Origin of the sequence: Streptomyces sp. NBC_00775 (assembly GCF_036347135.1) — a bacterium.
GTDB lineage: Bacteria > Actinomycetota > Actinomycetes > Streptomycetales > Streptomycetaceae > Streptomyces > Streptomyces lutosisoli.
On the sequence record NZ_CP108938.1, the window covers coordinates 7,217,675 to 7,232,145 of the forward strand.

The 14,471-nt window shown below is 71.7% G+C and carries 11 protein-coding genes; 9 read left to right on the forward strand and 2 right to left on the reverse strand.

Annotated elements, in window-relative coordinates:
• The first annotated feature begins 6 nt into the window (after positions 1 to 6).
• Both OIC96_RS32120 and hemW read left to right on the forward strand, forming a co-directional pair.
• Positions 7 to 2,028 carry a SpoIIE family protein phosphatase gene (locus OIC96_RS32120; protein ID WP_330304510.1) on the forward strand — a complete coding sequence of 674 codons (2,022 nt, stop codon included), beginning with the start codon at positions 7 to 9 and terminating at the stop codon, positions 2,026 to 2,028.
• Positions 2,029 to 2,150: 122 nt separating this feature from the next.
• A complete protein-coding gene (gene hemW / locus OIC96_RS32125) occupies positions 2,151 to 3,383 on the forward strand; it encodes a radical SAM family heme chaperone HemW (RefSeq protein WP_330304509.1) in 1,233 nt (410 codons plus the stop codon).
• A 307-nt stretch (positions 3,384 to 3,690) separates the two neighbouring features.
• Here the strand turns inward: hemW and OIC96_RS32130 are convergent, their stop codons facing one another.
• Both OIC96_RS32130 and OIC96_RS32135 read right to left on the reverse strand, forming a co-directional pair.
• On the reverse strand, positions 3,691 to 4,497 hold the full coding sequence (locus tag OIC96_RS32130) for a DUF3097 domain-containing protein (RefSeq protein WP_330304508.1): 807 nt from the start codon (positions 4,495 to 4,497) through the stop codon (positions 3,691 to 3,693).
• Between the two features lie 45 nt (positions 4,498 to 4,542).
• Positions 4,543 to 5,328, reverse strand: a complete 786-nt coding sequence (locus OIC96_RS32135) for an MBL fold metallo-hydrolase (RefSeq protein WP_330304507.1) — start codon at positions 5,326 to 5,328, stop codon at positions 4,543 to 4,545.
• 188 nt (positions 5,329 to 5,516) lie between these two features.
• Here OIC96_RS32135 and hrcA point away from each other — a divergent pair, with 188 nt between their 5' ends.
• The 7 genes from hrcA to OIC96_RS32170 all read left to right on the forward strand — a co-directional run bounded on the left by hrcA (position 5,517) and on the right by OIC96_RS32170 (position 14,455).
• Positions 5,517 to 6,533 (forward strand): heat-inducible transcriptional repressor HrcA, encoded by a 1,017-nt coding sequence (hrcA, locus tag OIC96_RS32140; protein ID WP_327428638.1) that lies wholly within the window; start codon positions 5,517 to 5,519, stop codon positions 6,531 to 6,533.
• Complete coding sequence (gene dnaJ / locus OIC96_RS32145; RefSeq protein WP_327428637.1) at positions 6,534 to 7,670, forward strand: molecular chaperone DnaJ; 1,137 nt, start codon at positions 6,534 to 6,536, stop codon at positions 7,668 to 7,670.
• 282 nt (positions 7,671 to 7,952) lie between these two features.
• Positions 7,953 to 9,056, forward strand: a complete 1,104-nt coding sequence (locus OIC96_RS32150; protein WP_330304506.1) for a nitronate monooxygenase — start codon at positions 7,953 to 7,955, stop codon at positions 9,054 to 9,056.
• Entirely contained in the window at positions 9,053 to 9,802 is a 750-nt protein-coding gene (locus OIC96_RS32155; protein WP_330304505.1) for a 16S rRNA (uracil(1498)-N(3))-methyltransferase, read from the forward strand. Before OIC96_RS32150 ends, OIC96_RS32155 begins: the two co-directional genes overlap by 4 nt.
• A gap of 59 nt (positions 9,803 to 9,861) precedes the next feature.
• A complete protein-coding gene (locus OIC96_RS32160; RefSeq protein ID WP_330304504.1) occupies positions 9,862 to 10,254 on the forward strand; it encodes a VOC family protein in 393 nt (130 codons plus the stop codon).
• Between the two features lie 312 nt (positions 10,255 to 10,566).
• Positions 10,567 to 11,106, forward strand: coding sequence for a hypothetical protein (locus OIC96_RS32165; protein WP_330304503.1), 540 nt, complete (start codon positions 10,567 to 10,569; stop codon positions 11,104 to 11,106).
• 73 nt (positions 11,107 to 11,179) lie between these two features.
• Positions 11,180 to 14,455 carry a S41 family peptidase gene (locus OIC96_RS32170; RefSeq protein ID WP_330304502.1) on the forward strand — a complete coding sequence of 1,092 codons (3,276 nt, stop codon included), beginning with the start codon at positions 11,180 to 11,182 and terminating at the stop codon, positions 14,453 to 14,455.
• Positions 14,456 to 14,471: the final 16 nt, after the last annotated feature.

Here is a 14,471-nt window from a genome sequence, read left to right on the forward strand (position 1 = left end):
TGCACAGTGGGGGCCATTCCGACGCAACGGGAGTCCATGGCGCGCGCCCCTGATGCGCCTGCGCACCACCGCGCCGGCCAGGGAGCCGTGGCTCGCACCTCGCTGCCCGGCACCCCGCTCGCACCCGGAGCCGCCCGCCGATTCGTGCGCGGCGCGCTCGCCGACTGGGCCGAACTCGCCCTGCCCGGCGCCGAGATCATCGACGACCGGCTCATCGACGACGCCGTCGTGGTGGTCAGCGAACTCGTCACCAACGCCGTCGTGCACGCGGGCACCGACGTCGACCTGCTGTGCCGCCTCGAAGGCGCGAGTGACGAAGCGCCGGGCCCGCTGGTCGTCGAGGTCTCCGACCACCACCCCTCGCGCGCGTTACGCGACGACGCCGTCGAACGGCCGTACGGCACCCCGGAGTACGGGCGCGGGCTGCGGCTCGTCGCCTCGCTCTCCGAAGCATGGGGGATCACTTACCGGCCAGGCATCAAGACGGTCTGGGCGCGGCTGCCGGTCGACGGGTGCGCGGGCGCCGACGGCATGACGGAAGCGGGCACGGGCAGCGTGTCGGAAGCCGGTGGGTTCGCGGACACCGCGGAGCACATGGCGAAGAAGGAGCAGATAGCGGCGTACGCCACTGGCCAGGCCCTGGAGCGTGGGCTGCGGGCCGGCGAGCCGCTCGCCCCCGAGATACTCCCGCCCGAACCGAGGCGCCGCGTCCAGCAGGACCAGGACTGGCTCAACCGCGGCGCCCTCTCCTTCCTCGCCGAGGCCTCCGACCTGCTCGCCGGGCAGCTCGACGAGGACCTCGTGGCCGCGCTCGCCGGGCAGCTGCTCGTGCCGCGGCTCGCCGACTGGTGCGCGGTGTGGCTGGAGGACGAGGCCACCGACCGGGCCGGCGGTCTCGGCCTCGCCCTGGGACCCCGCCTAGCCCGCGTCTGGCACGGCAGCGAGAACCTCATCGAGGAACTGCGGAGCGCCCTGGAGAAGGACCCGCCGCGGCTGCCCGACGCGGTGCGTTCCCGTGCCGTCCCCGTGCCCTGGCCCGGCGAGGCGCTGGGCGCGCGCGGGGTGAGCGGGGCCGCGCTCGCGTACCGGCTGATCGCGGGCGGGCGGCCGCTGGGCACGCTCGTCATCGGACGGGCCGGACTGATCGACTTCCCCGACGAGATCACCGGGCTCGTCGAGGACCTCAGCCGCCGTATCGCCCTCGCCATCGGCGCGGCCCGCCAGTACGCGCGCCAGGCCACCATCAGCCGGGTCCTCCAGCGCGGTCTGCTGCCCGGCGCGGTCGCCGAGATCCCCGGGGTGCGCAGCGCCCTCGTGTACGAGCCGCTCGACAAGGGCGGACCCAGCGGCGACTTCTACGACGTGTTCCCGGCGGGCGACGGGCGCTGGTGCTTCGCGGTGGGCGACGTCCAGGGCAAGGGGCCCGAGGCCGCCGTCGTGATCGGCCTGGCCCGGCCCTGGCTGCGGCTGCTGGCCCGCGAGGGCTACCAGGTCGCCGACGTCCTCGACCGCCTCAACCAGCTGCTGCTCGACGACGCGACCGAGGTGGCGGACGCGGCGGCCCGCGCGCTCGTGGCGGCGGGCGGGCCGGGCCTCGGCGCCGACCCGGGCCCGCAGACGCGCTTCCTTTCCATGCTGTACGGCGAGCTGGTCCCCTTCGACGGCGGTGTGCGCTGCACCCTCGCCTCCGCCGGACATCCGCTGCCGCTGCTCCTCGGCCCCGACGGCGACGTACGGGAAGTGGCCCGGCCGCAGACCCTCCTCGGCGTCTTCGAGGACGCCGGCTACACCTCCGAGACCTTCGAGCTGCACCCCGGCGACACTGTGCTGTGCGTCACGGACGGTGTGACGGAGCGGCGCTGCGGGCCCCGCCAGTTCGACGACGACGACGGCCTCGCGAAGGCCCTGGAAGGCTGCGCGGGGCTGAGCGCCGAGCTGGTCGCGGAGCGGATCCGCCGGCTGGTGCACGAGTTCGGTACGCGGCCTCCGGAGGACGACATGGCGTTGCTGGTGTTGCAGGCCGAATAGGGGCCGACGCCTATGGGGGACCGACGGCCGACAGGGGTCGAACAGGGGTCGAACAGGGGTCGGACAGGGGCCGGAGAGGAAGGCGTACGGGGTATCGGCGCGCGTACGGGACAATGGAACGTATGCCTTCCGCACTCCCCGACGGTGAGCCCGTCCCCGACGACGGTGCGCTGCCCGCGCACGCCCTGGCCGGGGCGGCCGAGCGTCCCCTCGGGTTCTATCTCCACGTGCCGTACTGCGCCACCCGCTGCGGCTACTGCGACTTCAACACCTACACGGCGACCGAGCTGCGGGGCACCGGTGGCGTGCTCGCCTCCCGGGACAACTACGCGGACACGCTGACCGACGAGGTCCGGCTCGCCCGCAAGGTCCTCGGCGACGACCCGCGCCCCGTCCGCACGGTCTTCGTCGGCGGTGGTACGCCGACCCTGCTGGCCGCCGACGATCTCGTACGGATGCTGGGGGCGATCCGTGACGAGTTCGGGCTCGCGGACGACGCGGAGATCACCACGGAGGCGAACCCCGAGTCGGTCGATCCGGCATACCTTGCGACCTTGCGCGCCGGGGGCTTCAACCGGATCTCCTTCGGGATGCAGAGCGCCAAGCAGCACGTACTGAAGGTGCTCGACCGCACGCACACGCCCGGCCGTCCCGAGGCCTGTGTCGCCGAGGCCCGTGCGGCGGGCTTCGAGCATGTGAACCTGGACCTGATCTACGGCACGCCCGGGGAGTCCGACGACGACTGGCGTGCCTCGCTCGACGCGGCGCTCGGTGCCGGGCCCGACCACATCTCCGCGTATGCGCTGATCGTGGAGGAGGGTACCCAGCTCGCTCGTCGTATCCGCCGCGGCGAGGTTCCGATGACGGACGACGACGTGCACGCGGATCGGTATCTCATCGCGGACGAGGTGATGTCGGGGGCGGGCTTCGAGTGGTACGAGGTGTCGAACTGGGCCGCTTCCGAAGGTGGGCGTTGCCTTCACAACGAGCTGTACTGGCGGGGGGCCGACTGGTGGGGGGCGGGGCCCGGGGCGCACAGCCACGTCGGTGGGGTGCGGTGGTGGAATGTGAAGCATCCGGGGGCGTATGCCTCGGCGCTGGCCTCCGGGCGGTCGCCGGGGGCCGGGCGGGAGCTTCTGTCCGAGGAGGATCGCCGGGTTGAGCGCGTCCTGCTGGAGCTGCGGCTTCGTGAGGGGTGTCCGCTGTCTTTGCTTCGGGTGGAGGGGCTTGCGGCGGCGGCGCGGGCGCTGGGTGAGGGGTTGCTCGAAGCCGGGCCGTACGACGAAGGTCGTGCCGTTCTGACGCTGCGCGGGCGGTTGCTCGCGGACGCGGTCGTCCGGGACCTGGTGGACTGAGGGCCCTTTTTCGCCCCCGCCGCCCCTACCCGTCCCATCCTTCTGGGGCTCCGCCCCAGACCCCGTGGGCCGGTTCTTTGGCTGCGGGTGGGTGGGGGCTGGTGCAAAAGATTGCGCAGTTCCCCGCGCCCCTTTTAGGGGCGCGGGGAACTGCGCGAGCAACCCCCACCGCCCCGCACCCGACGAACCACCCCTAAAAGGGGCGCGGGGAACGGCGCAATCTTTTAGGGGGGCCTGGGGGCGCAGCCCCCAGGAACGGGATGGGACGGGTAGGGGCGGCGGGGGCGGAAAACCGTCGTGTGGCCCTTTACTCCGGGGCCGTGACGAAGTCGATCAACTCTTCCACTCGGCCCAGGAGTTCCGGCTCCAGGTCCTTGTAGGAGCGGACGTGGGACAGGATGTGCTGCCAGGCCGCGCCGGTGTTTTCCGGCCAGCCCAGGGATCGGCAGATGCCTGTTTTCCAGTCCTGGCCGTGGGGGATGCGGGGCCAGGAGGGGATGCCTACGGAGGACGGTTTCACGGCCTCCCAGATGTCGATGTAGGGGTGGCCGAGGACCAGGGCGTGGTCGCTGGTGACCGACTCGGCGATGCGGGACTCCTTGGTGCCGGGGACGAGGTGGTCGACCAGGATGCCGAGGCGGGCGTCCGGGCCGGGGTCGAAGTCCGCGACGATCGAGGGGAGGTCGTCGATGCCCTCCAGGTACTCGACGACGACGCCCTCGATGCGGAGGTCGTCGCCCCAGACCTTCTCGACCAGTTCGGCGTCGTGGCGGCCCTCGACGTAGATGCGGCCCGCCCGGGCCACCCTGGCACGCGCGCCCGGTACCGCCACCGAACCCGAGGCCGTGCGGGCGGGACGCGACGCGGGCGCGGCCGACGGGCGGACCAGCGTCACCACCCTGCCCTCCAGGAGGAAGCCCCTCGGCTCCAGCGGGAAGACGCGGTGCTTGCCGAAGCGGTCTTCCAGGGTCACCGTGCCCGCCTCGCAGCGGATCACCGCGCCGCAGAAGCCGGTGCCGGGCTCCTCGACCACCAGACCGGGGTCCGCGGGGACCTCGGTCACGGGCTTGGGCTTCTTCCACGGCGGGGTCAGGTCCGGAGAGTACTGGCGCATTCGGATGACGATAGGAGAAGCCCCGCCGTCGCGTCGTACGGGCTCCTACGACACGCCGAAGCGGGTCGCCAGCGCGTTCCGCTGGGCCCGGACAAACGCCGCATTCACCGTCGCCCCGTGTCCCGGCACGTACACGGCGTCCTCCCCGCCCAGGTCGAGCAGCCGGTCCAGGGCCGCCGGCCAGTGGGAGGGGACGGCATCCGGTCCCGCCTGGGGTTCGCCCGACTCCTCCACCAGATCGCCGCAGAAGACGATCTCCGGTGATGAACCAAGTGTGCTTGCTGTGCTTGGTGTGGCTGGTGTGGCTGGTGTGGCTCGTGTGCCTTGGATCAGTACCGCCAAGTCGTGGCCCGTGTGGCCGGGGCCCACGTTCGCCAGCAGGACCTGTACGCCGCCGCCCAGGTCGAGGGTCCACTCGCTGCACACCGAGTGGCGGGGGTGGACCAGGAGGTCCGCGGCCTCGGCCGCCTCGCGCGGGTCGAGGCCGTTGCGTACGGCGTCCGTGCGCAGCTCCTCACGGTCGTGGGCGAAGACCGAGTCGAGGCCGACCGGCCCGAACACCTCCACGCCCGCGAACGCCGCCGCGCCGAAGACATGGTCGAAGTGGGGGTGGGTGAGTGCGAGGTGCGTCACTCGGCGGTCCGGGCCGAGGAGCCGCTGGGCCTCCGTGCGCAGCCGTGCGCCCTCCCCGAGGCTCGACCCGGCGTCGATCATCAGCGCAGCGCCCTCGCCCACCACGAGCCCGACCGTGCAGTCCCAGACCGGCAGCCGCCGCCGTCCCACCCGGGGCGCCACCCTTTCCCACCCCAACTCTTCCCAAGTCACGCTCATAAGGAGACGCTAGCCGTGAGAGCGTGCAGCACACGACATCGCAGGCCCGCCCTTGCCGGGGCCGTACCTCACCGCCGTACACTGGGCCGGGGAACGCTGGCACTCGCGTGCGATGAGTGCCAGGACGAAGGCCATGAAGGCCCATGAAGGTCATGAAGACCACGACGCTGACTCTGGAGGTGCGCGCGATGCTCAGTGAACGCAGGCTCGAAGTGCTGCGCGCCATCGTCCAGGACTACGTGGGCACCGAGGAGCCGGTCGGTTCCAAGGCGCTCACCGAGCGGCACCGCCTCGGTGTCTCGCCGGCGACCGTGCGCAATGACATGGCCGCGCTGGAGGACGAGGGCTACATCGCCCAGCCGCACACCAGCGCCGGACGCATCCCCACCGACAAGGGCTACCGGCTCTTCGTCGACAAGCTCGCGGGCGTCAAGCCGATGACCGCGCCCGAGCGGCGGGCCATTCAGAATTTCCTTGACGGGGCTGTCGACCTCGACGACGTCGTGGGGCGGACCGTACGGCTGCTCGCGCAGCTCACACGGCAGGTCGCCGTCGTGCAGTACCCCTCGCTGACGCGCTCGACGGTGCGGCACGTGGAGCTGCTGTCCCTCGCCCCCGCGCGCGTGATGCTGGTGCTGATCACGGACACCGGCCGGGTCGAGCAGCGCATGATCGACTGTCCGGCGCCGTTCGGTGAGACGTCGCTGGCGGATCTGCGCGCGCGGCTCAACAGCCGGGTCGCGGGCCGCCGTTTCGCGGACGTCCCGCAGCTCGTGCAGGACCTCCCGGACGCGTTCGAGGCGGAGGACCGGGGTACGGTCGCGACAGTGCTCTCCACCCTCCTGGAGACGCTGGTCGAAGAGACCGAGGAGCGGCTGATGATCGGCGGCACCGCCAATCTGACCCGCTTCGGACATGACTTCCCTCTCACCATCCGGCCGGTGCTCGAAGCACTGGAGGAGCAGGTCGTGCTCCTCAAGTTGCTTGGTGAGGCCGGGGATTCGAGCATGACCGTGCGAATCGGGCATGAGAACGCGTATGAGGGACTCAACTCCACGTCCGTGGTCTCGGTCGGCTACGGTTCGGGCGACGAGGCAGTAGCAAAACTTGGCGTGGTCGGACCGACCCGCATGGATTACCCGGGAACGATGGGAGCGGTACGAGCGGTGGCACGGTACGTCGGACAGATCCTGGCGGAGTCGTAAGTGGCCACGGACTACTACGCCGTACTCGGCGTGAGCCGCGACGCGTCCCAGGACCAGATCAAGAAGGCGTTCCGGAGGCTCGCACGCGAGCTGCACCCGGACGTCAATCCCGATCCGAAGACGCAGGAGCGGTTCAAGGAGATCAACGCCGCGTACGAGGTGTTGTCGGACCCGCAGAAGAAGCAGGTCTACGACCTCGGCGGCGACCCGCTGTCCGCCTCTGGTGGCGGTGGCGCCGGCGGCTTCGGCGCGGGCGGTTTCGGGAACTTCTCGGACATCATGGACGCCTTCTTCGGTACGGCGTCGCAGCGCGGCCCCCGGTCGCGTACGCGGCGTGGCCAGGACGCCATGATCCGGCTCGAGATCGAGCTGGACGAGGCTGCCTTCGGCACGACGAAGGACATCCAGGTCGACACGGCCGTCGTCTGCGCCACCTGTAACGGTGAGGGCGCGGCGCCGGGTACCTCGGCCCAGACCTGTGACATGTGTCGCGGGCGGGGTGAGGTGTCCCAGGTCACGCGGTCGTTCCTGGGCCAGGTCATGACGTCCCGGCCGTGTCCGCAGTGCCAGGGCTTCGGGACCGTGGTTCCGACGCCGTGTCCCGAGTGTGCGGGTGACGGGCGGGTGCGGTCCCGTCGGACGCTGACCGTCAAGATCCCCGCCGGTGTCGACAACGGCACGCGGATCCAGCTCGCGGGCGAGGGCGAGGTCGGTCCCGGTGGCGGGCCTGCCGGTGACCTCTACGTCGAGATCCACGAACTCCCGCACTCGACCTTCCAGCGGCGTGGTGACGATCTGCACTGCACGGTCACCATTCCGATGACCGCGGCGTCGCTCGGTACGAAGGTGCCGCTGGAGACGCTCGACGGGCTGGAGGAGGTCGACATCCGTCCGGGCACGCAGTCCGGGCAGTCGATTCCGTTGCACGGGCGGGGTGTCACGCATCTGCGGGGCGGTGGGCGTGGTGACCTCATCGTCCACGTCGAGGTGATGACGCCGACGAAGCTGGATCCTGAGCAGGAGCGGTTGCTGCGGGAGCTGGCGAAGCTGCGGGGGGAGGAGCGGCCCACCGGGCAGTTCCAGCCCGGGCAGCAGGGGTTGTTCTCGCGTCTGAAGGATGCGTTCAACGGTCGCTGACGAGGGGTTCTCGCCCCCGCCGCCCCTACCCCCGCTGAAAAGATTGCGCAGTTCCCCGCGCCCCTTTTAGGGGCGCGGGGAACTGCGCAATCTTTTAGATCAGCCCCCACCCACCCGCAGCCGAAGAACCGGCCCACGGGGTCTGGGGCTCCGCCCCAGAAGGATGGGACGGGTAGGGGCGGCGGGGGCGAAAAAAGCCGGTCGTCGGTAGTCATCCCGGTGGCCTATGCCAGGTGGAAGGCCGGATTCGGACTTGTTCGGGGGACGTGACAACATGCCGTCATGTCCACCGCACTGACCGATCTCTTCCCTCACCCGATCGTGCAGGCCCCCATGGCGGGCGGCGTCTCCGTGCCGCAGCTCGCGGCTGCCGTGTCCGAGGCCGGCGGGCTGGGTTTCCTCGCCGCCGGGTACAAGACCGCCGACGGCATGTACCAGGAGATCAAGCAGCTGCGCGGGCTCACGGGGCGCCCGTTCGGGGTCAATCTGTTCATGCCGCAGCCCGAGTACGCGGACGCGGCCGCCGTCGAGGTGTACGCCAACCAGCTCGCCGGTGAGGCCGCCTGGTACGAGACCGAACTCGGCGACCCCGACAGCGGCCGTGACGACGGCTACGACGCCAAGCTCGCCGTCCTCCTCGACAACCCGGTGCCGGTGGTCTCCTTCCACTTCGGCGTCCCGAGCCGTGACGTCCTGGACTCCCTCGCCCGCGCCGGCACGCTGACGATGGTCACCGCGACCACCGCTGAGGAGGCGCTGGCCGTGCAGCGGGCGGGTGCCGCCGCGGTGCTCGTGCAGGGCGTGGAGGCCGGTGGCCACCAGGGCACCCATCGCGACAACCCGGAGACGGACGGTACGGGGGTCGGGCTGCTGTCGCTGATCGCGCAGGTGCGCGAGACCGTACAGATCCCGATCGTCGCCGCCGGCGGCATCATGCGCGGCAGCCAGATCGCCGCCGTCCTCGCCGCGGGCGCGAGCGCGGCCCAGCTCGGCACCGCGTTCCTCGCCACCCCCGAGTCCGGCGCGAACGCCGTGCACAAGCAGGCGCTGACCAACCCCCTCTTCGTACGGACGGAGCTGACGCGCGCGTTCTCCGGCCGTCCGGCGCGCGGACTGGTCAACCGCTTCCTGCGCGAGCACGGCCCGTACGCGCCCGCCGCGTACCCCGAGATCCACCACCTCACCTCCCCGCTGCGCAAGGCGGCGGCCAAGGCGGGCGACGCGCAGGGCATGGCGCTGTGGGCCGGGCAGGGCCACCGTATGGCGCGCGATCTGCCCGCGGGACAGCTCGTGGAGGTGCTGAGCGCCGAACTCGCCGCCGCGAAGACAGCGTTGTCGGCTCCGGAGGAGTTCCCGGAGTCCTCGGAAGGGGGTGCGGACCGATGACGGCACCGGTGTTCGTGGTCGAGCACTTCAACGCGGGCGGCGGCGGACGCTATGTCCTCGACGGACCCGAGGGGCGGCACGCCGTCTCCGTGAAGCGCCTGCGGGCCGGCGAGGACGTCATCCTCACCGACGGGGCCGGGCGGTGGGCGGAGTGCGTCGTCGTCGACACCGAGGGCAAGGACCGGCTGATCGTCCAGATGGACTCCTTCTCCGAGGAACCTCCGGAGTCCCCTCGTATCACCGTCGTCCAGGCCCTCCCCAAGGGCGACCGGGGCGAGCTCGCCGTCGAGACCATGACCGAGACCGGCGTGGACGCGATCGTCCCCTGGGCGGCCTCCCGCTGCATCACGCAGTGGAGGGGCGAGCGGGGTCTGAAGGCGCTCGCCAAGTGGCGGGCGACGGCCCGGGAAGCCGGCAAGCAGTCGCGCCGCGTCCGCTTCCCCGAGGTCGCGGACGCGATGACGACCAAGCAGGTTGCCGCACTTCTCGCCAAAGCCGATCTCGCGGCGGTGCTGCACGAGGACACGGAGCTCGGGACCGAGCCGTTCGCGACGGCGGAACTTCCCTCCTCCGGGGAGATCGTGCTGGTGGTCGGGCCCGAGGGCGGGATCTCTCCCGAGGAGGTCGAGGTCTTCACCGCGGCGGGGGCGAGGACGTTCCATCTGGGGCGTACCGTGCTGCGTACATCGACCGCCGGGACGGTGGGCACGGCGCTGCTGCTGGCCCGCACGGGTCGCTGGTCCTGACCTGACCTGACCTGGCTGACCTGGCCCGACCTGACCACCGCGCATCCACGGGGGACGCCTTGGAACTCGCCCAAGTACGGCTGCTCGTCTCGGACTTCGCCGCCTGCTACCACTTCTATGCCGATGTCCTCGGTCTCAAGCCCCAGTCGGGGGCGATCGAGGGGCCGTACGAGAAGTTCAGCTTTGCCATCGGCTCGGCGGGGATCGCTCTGCAGGATCGCGCGATGATGGCCGGCATTCTGGGTGAGCTGAGCGATCCTGTGAACGGGCATCGCTCGCTGGTCGTGCTGCGGGTCGACGACCTCGACGCCTACTGCGAGCAGATCACCTCGCGTGGCGCGACCCTCCTCCATGGCCCGGCCCCCATGGCCGATCGCCTGCGTGTCGCCCACCTCAAGGACCCCGAGGGCAACCTCGTGGAACTCCAGCAGTGGCTGCTGCTCCACGGCTGAGCGCCGGCACTTTTCTCGCCCCCGCCGCCCCTACCCGTCCCATCCCGTTCCTGGGGCTCCGCCCCAGACCCCGTGGGGCGGTTCTTCGGCTGCGGGTGGGTGGGGGCTGATCTAAAAGATTGCGCAGTTCCCCGCGCCCCTGAATGGGGCGCGGGGAACTGTGCAATCGGGATGGGACGGGTAGGGGCGGCGGGGGCGAAGAACCCCTCGTTCGGGTGGTCCGGGGGATCGTGGCCGCATGCGGTCTACCGCGGTCGGCGGGAGAGTGGCACGCTGCCGTGCATGGGGGCTTTGAGGCGTATTAGGCGTCGGATGGGGCGCAGGCAGATGTGGGTGGCCGCCGGGCTGGGAGCGGTCGGTGTGTTCGGGGTGGCCGCGTGCGAGCCGGCAGACGGGCTGAGTTCCGCCGCGGTCGCGTACACGACCGACCAGACGGCGACCAAGGAACTCGAACGGCAGCATGTGAACGTGCGCTGGCTCAGCTGCACGGCCTCGTACGGCGGCGGCAACAAGGCCTACACGCCGGGGAAGACACCCTCGCCGACCGAGAACACCGTCGCCACCGTCGACTGCCGGGGGCAGACGGACGACGGACGGGAGATCACGGTCAAGGGCAAGGTCACCCGGGCCGTCGACGGCGCCTGCGTGCGCGGGGACCTCGTCGCGAAGGTCGGCGGCAAGGAGTGGTTCCACGTGAAGGGGCTGGGCAACTGCAACGCCACGAACACCCCCAACCCGCCGATCTCGTACCACCCCACGTACGGGCAGCCCAACCCCACCGTCACCGTCACCGTGACGAAGACCATGTGGTGCAAGGGAGACCCCACGTGCTGGCCCTCCCAGGGCAAGTGACGTGCCCGCCGGATGCGGATCAAGTCGATCGAAACCCCTGCCCATGGACGCTTTCGCTGCATAGGGTGATCGGGTGACAGAGACCGCACCCTCCGCGTCCGCACCCCCCGCGTATCTCCGGTTTCCGCATCTGCACGGCGAGTTGGTCGTCTTCACGGCCGAGGACGACGTCTGGGCCGCCCCGCTCGACGGCGGCCGGGCCTGGCGAGTCAGCGCCGACAACGTCCCGGTGAACCATCCGCGCATCTCCCCGGACGGTTCGACCGTCGCGTGGACGTCGACGCGCGACGGGGCGCCCGAGGTGCACGCCGCGTCTCTGGAGGGCGGACCGTCCAAACGGCTGACGTACTGGGGGAGTTCGAGGACTCAGGTGCGCGGCTGGACTCCGGATGGGCAGGTGCTCGCCCTCAGCACGCAGGGCCAGGCCAGCCTGCGGCGCAGCTGGGCCAGGGCCGTCCCGCTCGACGGTGGTCCCGCGACGACGCTTCCGTACGGTCCTGTCGGCGATGTCGCCCACGGCGGCCCGGGTGTCGTGCTGCTGTCCGCTCCCATGGGGCGCGAGGCCGCCTGGTGGAAGCGGTACCGCGGCGGTACGGCGGGCAAGCTGTGGATCGGCCGGGAGGGGAAGGAAGGGGAGGGGGAGGCCGAATTCGTACGGCTGCATGAGGAGTTGGACGGGAACATCGAGTACCCCTGCTGGGTGGGGGACCGCATCGCCTTCCTGTCCGACCACGAGGGTGTCGGGGCGCTCTACTCCTCCCTCGCCGACGCGTCCGACCTGCGGCGGCACACGCCCCTTGGGGGTACCTCCCGCTCGAGCGAAGCCGAGAGTGGGGGAGGGTTCTACGCCCGGCACGCGGCGACCGACGGCAACCGCGTCGTGTACGCGTCCGCCGGTGAACTGTGGCTCCTCGACGACCTGGAGGGCGCCGAGCCGCGCCGGCTCGGCATTCGGCTCGGCGGTCAGCGCGTCGACCAGCAGCCGCACCCGGTGAGCGCGTCGCGCTGGTTCTCCGCCGCCGCGCCCGACCACACCGGACGGGGCAGCGCGGTGTCCGTGCGCGGTGCCGTCCACTGGGTCACCCATCGCTCGGGCCCGGCCCGCGCCCTCGCCGCCGAGCAGGGTGTACGCGCCCGGATGCCGCGCGCCTTCCGCGCCGACGGCGAGGAGCACGTGGTGTGGGTGACGGACGCGGAGGGGGACGACGCCCTGGAGTTCGCCCCGGCGACCGGCGTCGCGCCCGGAGCGACCCCGCGGCGGCTCGCCGCCGGGCAGCTCGGGCGGGTCCTCGGGCTCGCGATGGCGCCCGACGGCAGCCGCGTCGCCGTCGCCTCGCACGACGGACGGGTGCTGCTCGTCGAGCGCGAGAGCGGCGAGGTGCGCGAGGTCGACCGCGGCGAGGACGGGGAGGCGAGCGGGCTGGTCTTCTCGCCCGACTCGGCGTGGCTCGCCTGGTCCCACCCCGGGCCGCGGCCGCTGCGTCAGCTCAAGCTCGCCAACACCACCGATCTCTCGGTGACCGAGGCGACCCCGCTGCGATTCAGGGACTACGCACCGGCGTTCACGCTCGACGGCAAACACCTCGCCTTCCTCTCGACGCGCTCCTTCGACCCTGTCTACGACGAGCACGTCTTCGACCTGGCGTTCGTCGGCGGCTCACGGCCGTACCTGATCACGCTGGCCGCGACCACGCCGTCCCCCTTCGGCCCGCAGCGGCACGGCCGCCCCTTCGAGGCGCCCGACAAGGACGAGACGCCCGACAGCGAGGGCGCGCCCGCCACCCGGATCGACCTCGACGGACTCGCCGACCGGATCGTGCCGTTCCCCGTGGAGGCCGCCCGCTACTCCACGCTGCGGGCCGCCAAGGACGGGCTGCTGTGGCTGCGGCATCCGGTCCGCGGCGTCCTCGGCGCCTCCCGGGCCACCCCGGACGACCCGGACCCGAAGACCGAGCTGGAGCGGTACGACCTCGCCCAGCAGCGCATCGAGCATCTCGCCGCCGACGCCGAGCACTTCGCCGTCAGCGGCGACGGCAAGCGGGTCCTGCTGTGGACCGACGGCAAGCTCAAGGTCGTACCCAGCGACCGGCGCGCCTCGAACGACGACGAGAGCGATTCGAACATCACCGTCGACCTCTCGCGGGTACGCCAGAGTGTCGACCCGGCCGCCGAGTGGCGGCAGATGTACGACGAGACCGGCCGCCTCATGCGGGACAACTTCTGGCGGCCCGACCTGGGCGGAGTCGACTGGGACGGCGTACTCGACCGCTACCGGCCGGTCCTGGAGCGGGTCGCCACCCACGACGACCTGGTGGACCTGCTCTGGGAGGTGCAGGGCGAGCTCGGCACCTCCCACGCGTACGTCACTCCGCGCGGCGGATGGGGCCGCGGCGACCGTGCGCAGGGGCTGCTCGGCGCCGACATCTCCCGTCACCAGGACGGCAGTTGGCGCATCGACCGGATCCTCCCGTCCGAGACCTCCGACCCGGACGCACGGGCGCCGCTGGCCGCGCCCGGGGTCGCGGTGCGCGCCGGGGACGCGATCGTCGCGGTCGCGGGGCTGCCGGTGGACCCGGTGGCCGGGCCCGGTCCGCTGCTCGTCGGCACGGCGGGCAAGCCGGTGGAGCTGACCATCTCGCCGTCCGGCGGCGGCGATCCGCGCCACGCGGTCGTGGTCCCGCTCGCGGACGAGGAACCGCTGCGGTACCACGCGTGGGTGGCGGACCGGCGGGCGTACGTCCATGAGCGGTCCGGGGGTCGCCTCGGATACCTGCACGTGCCGGACATGGTCGGCTCCGGATGGGCCCAGCTCCACCGCGACCTGCGCGTCGAGGTGGCCCGCGAGGGGCTCGTCGTGGACGTCCGTGAGAACCGCGGCGGCCACACCTCCCAGCTCATCGTCGAGAAGCTCGCGCGGCGGATCGTCGGCTGGGACGTGCCGCGCGGGCTGCGGCCGTACAGCTACCCGGAGGACGCGCCGCGGGGTCCGGTCGTCGCCGTCGCCAACGAGTTCTCCGGCTCGGACGGCGACATCGTCAACGCGGCGATCAAGGCGCTGGGCATCGGGCCCGTCGTCGGCACCCGCACCTGGGGCGGCGTGATCGGCATCGACAGCCGCTACCGGCTCGTCGACGGCACGCTCGTCACCCAGCCCAAGTACGCCTTCTGGATGGAGGGTTACGAGTGGCGCGTGGAGAACCACGGCGTCGACCCCGACGTCGAGGTCGTCCAGACCCCGCAGGACCACGCCGCCGGGCGTGACGCCCAGCTCGACGAGGCGATCCGGATGGCCCTGGCGGCACTGACGGAGAACCCGGCGAAGGCCGCGCCCGCCTTGCCGCCGCTGTGATCCCGGCCGATAGCAT

What these genes read in the sequence shown, in the direction of transcription:
- OIC96_RS32150 (WP_330304506.1), top strand. Translation starts at nt 7,953, where the DNA reads ATGTCCACCGCACTGACCGATCTCTTCCCTCACCCGATCGTGCAGGCC.
- OIC96_RS32155 (WP_330304505.1), top strand. Translation starts at nt 9,053, where the DNA reads ATGACGGCACCGGTGTTCGTGGTCGAGCACTTCAACGCGGGCGGCGGC.
- OIC96_RS32135 (WP_330304507.1), bottom strand. Translation starts at nt 5,328, where the DNA reads ATGAGCGTGACTTGGGAAGAGTTGGGGTGGGAAAGGGTGGCGCCCCGG.
- hemW (WP_330304509.1), top strand. Translation starts at nt 2,151, where the DNA reads ATGCCTTCCGCACTCCCCGACGGTGAGCCCGTCCCCGACGACGGTGCG.
- OIC96_RS32130 (WP_330304508.1), bottom strand. Translation starts at nt 4,497, where the DNA reads ATGCGCCAGTACTCTCCGGACCTGACCCCGCCGTGGAAGAAGCCCAAG.
- OIC96_RS32165 (WP_330304503.1), top strand. Translation starts at nt 10,567, where the DNA reads ATGGGGCGCAGGCAGATGTGGGTGGCCGCCGGGCTGGGAGCGGTCGGT.
- hrcA (WP_327428638.1), top strand. Translation starts at nt 5,517, where the DNA reads ATGCTCAGTGAACGCAGGCTCGAAGTGCTGCGCGCCATCGTCCAGGAC.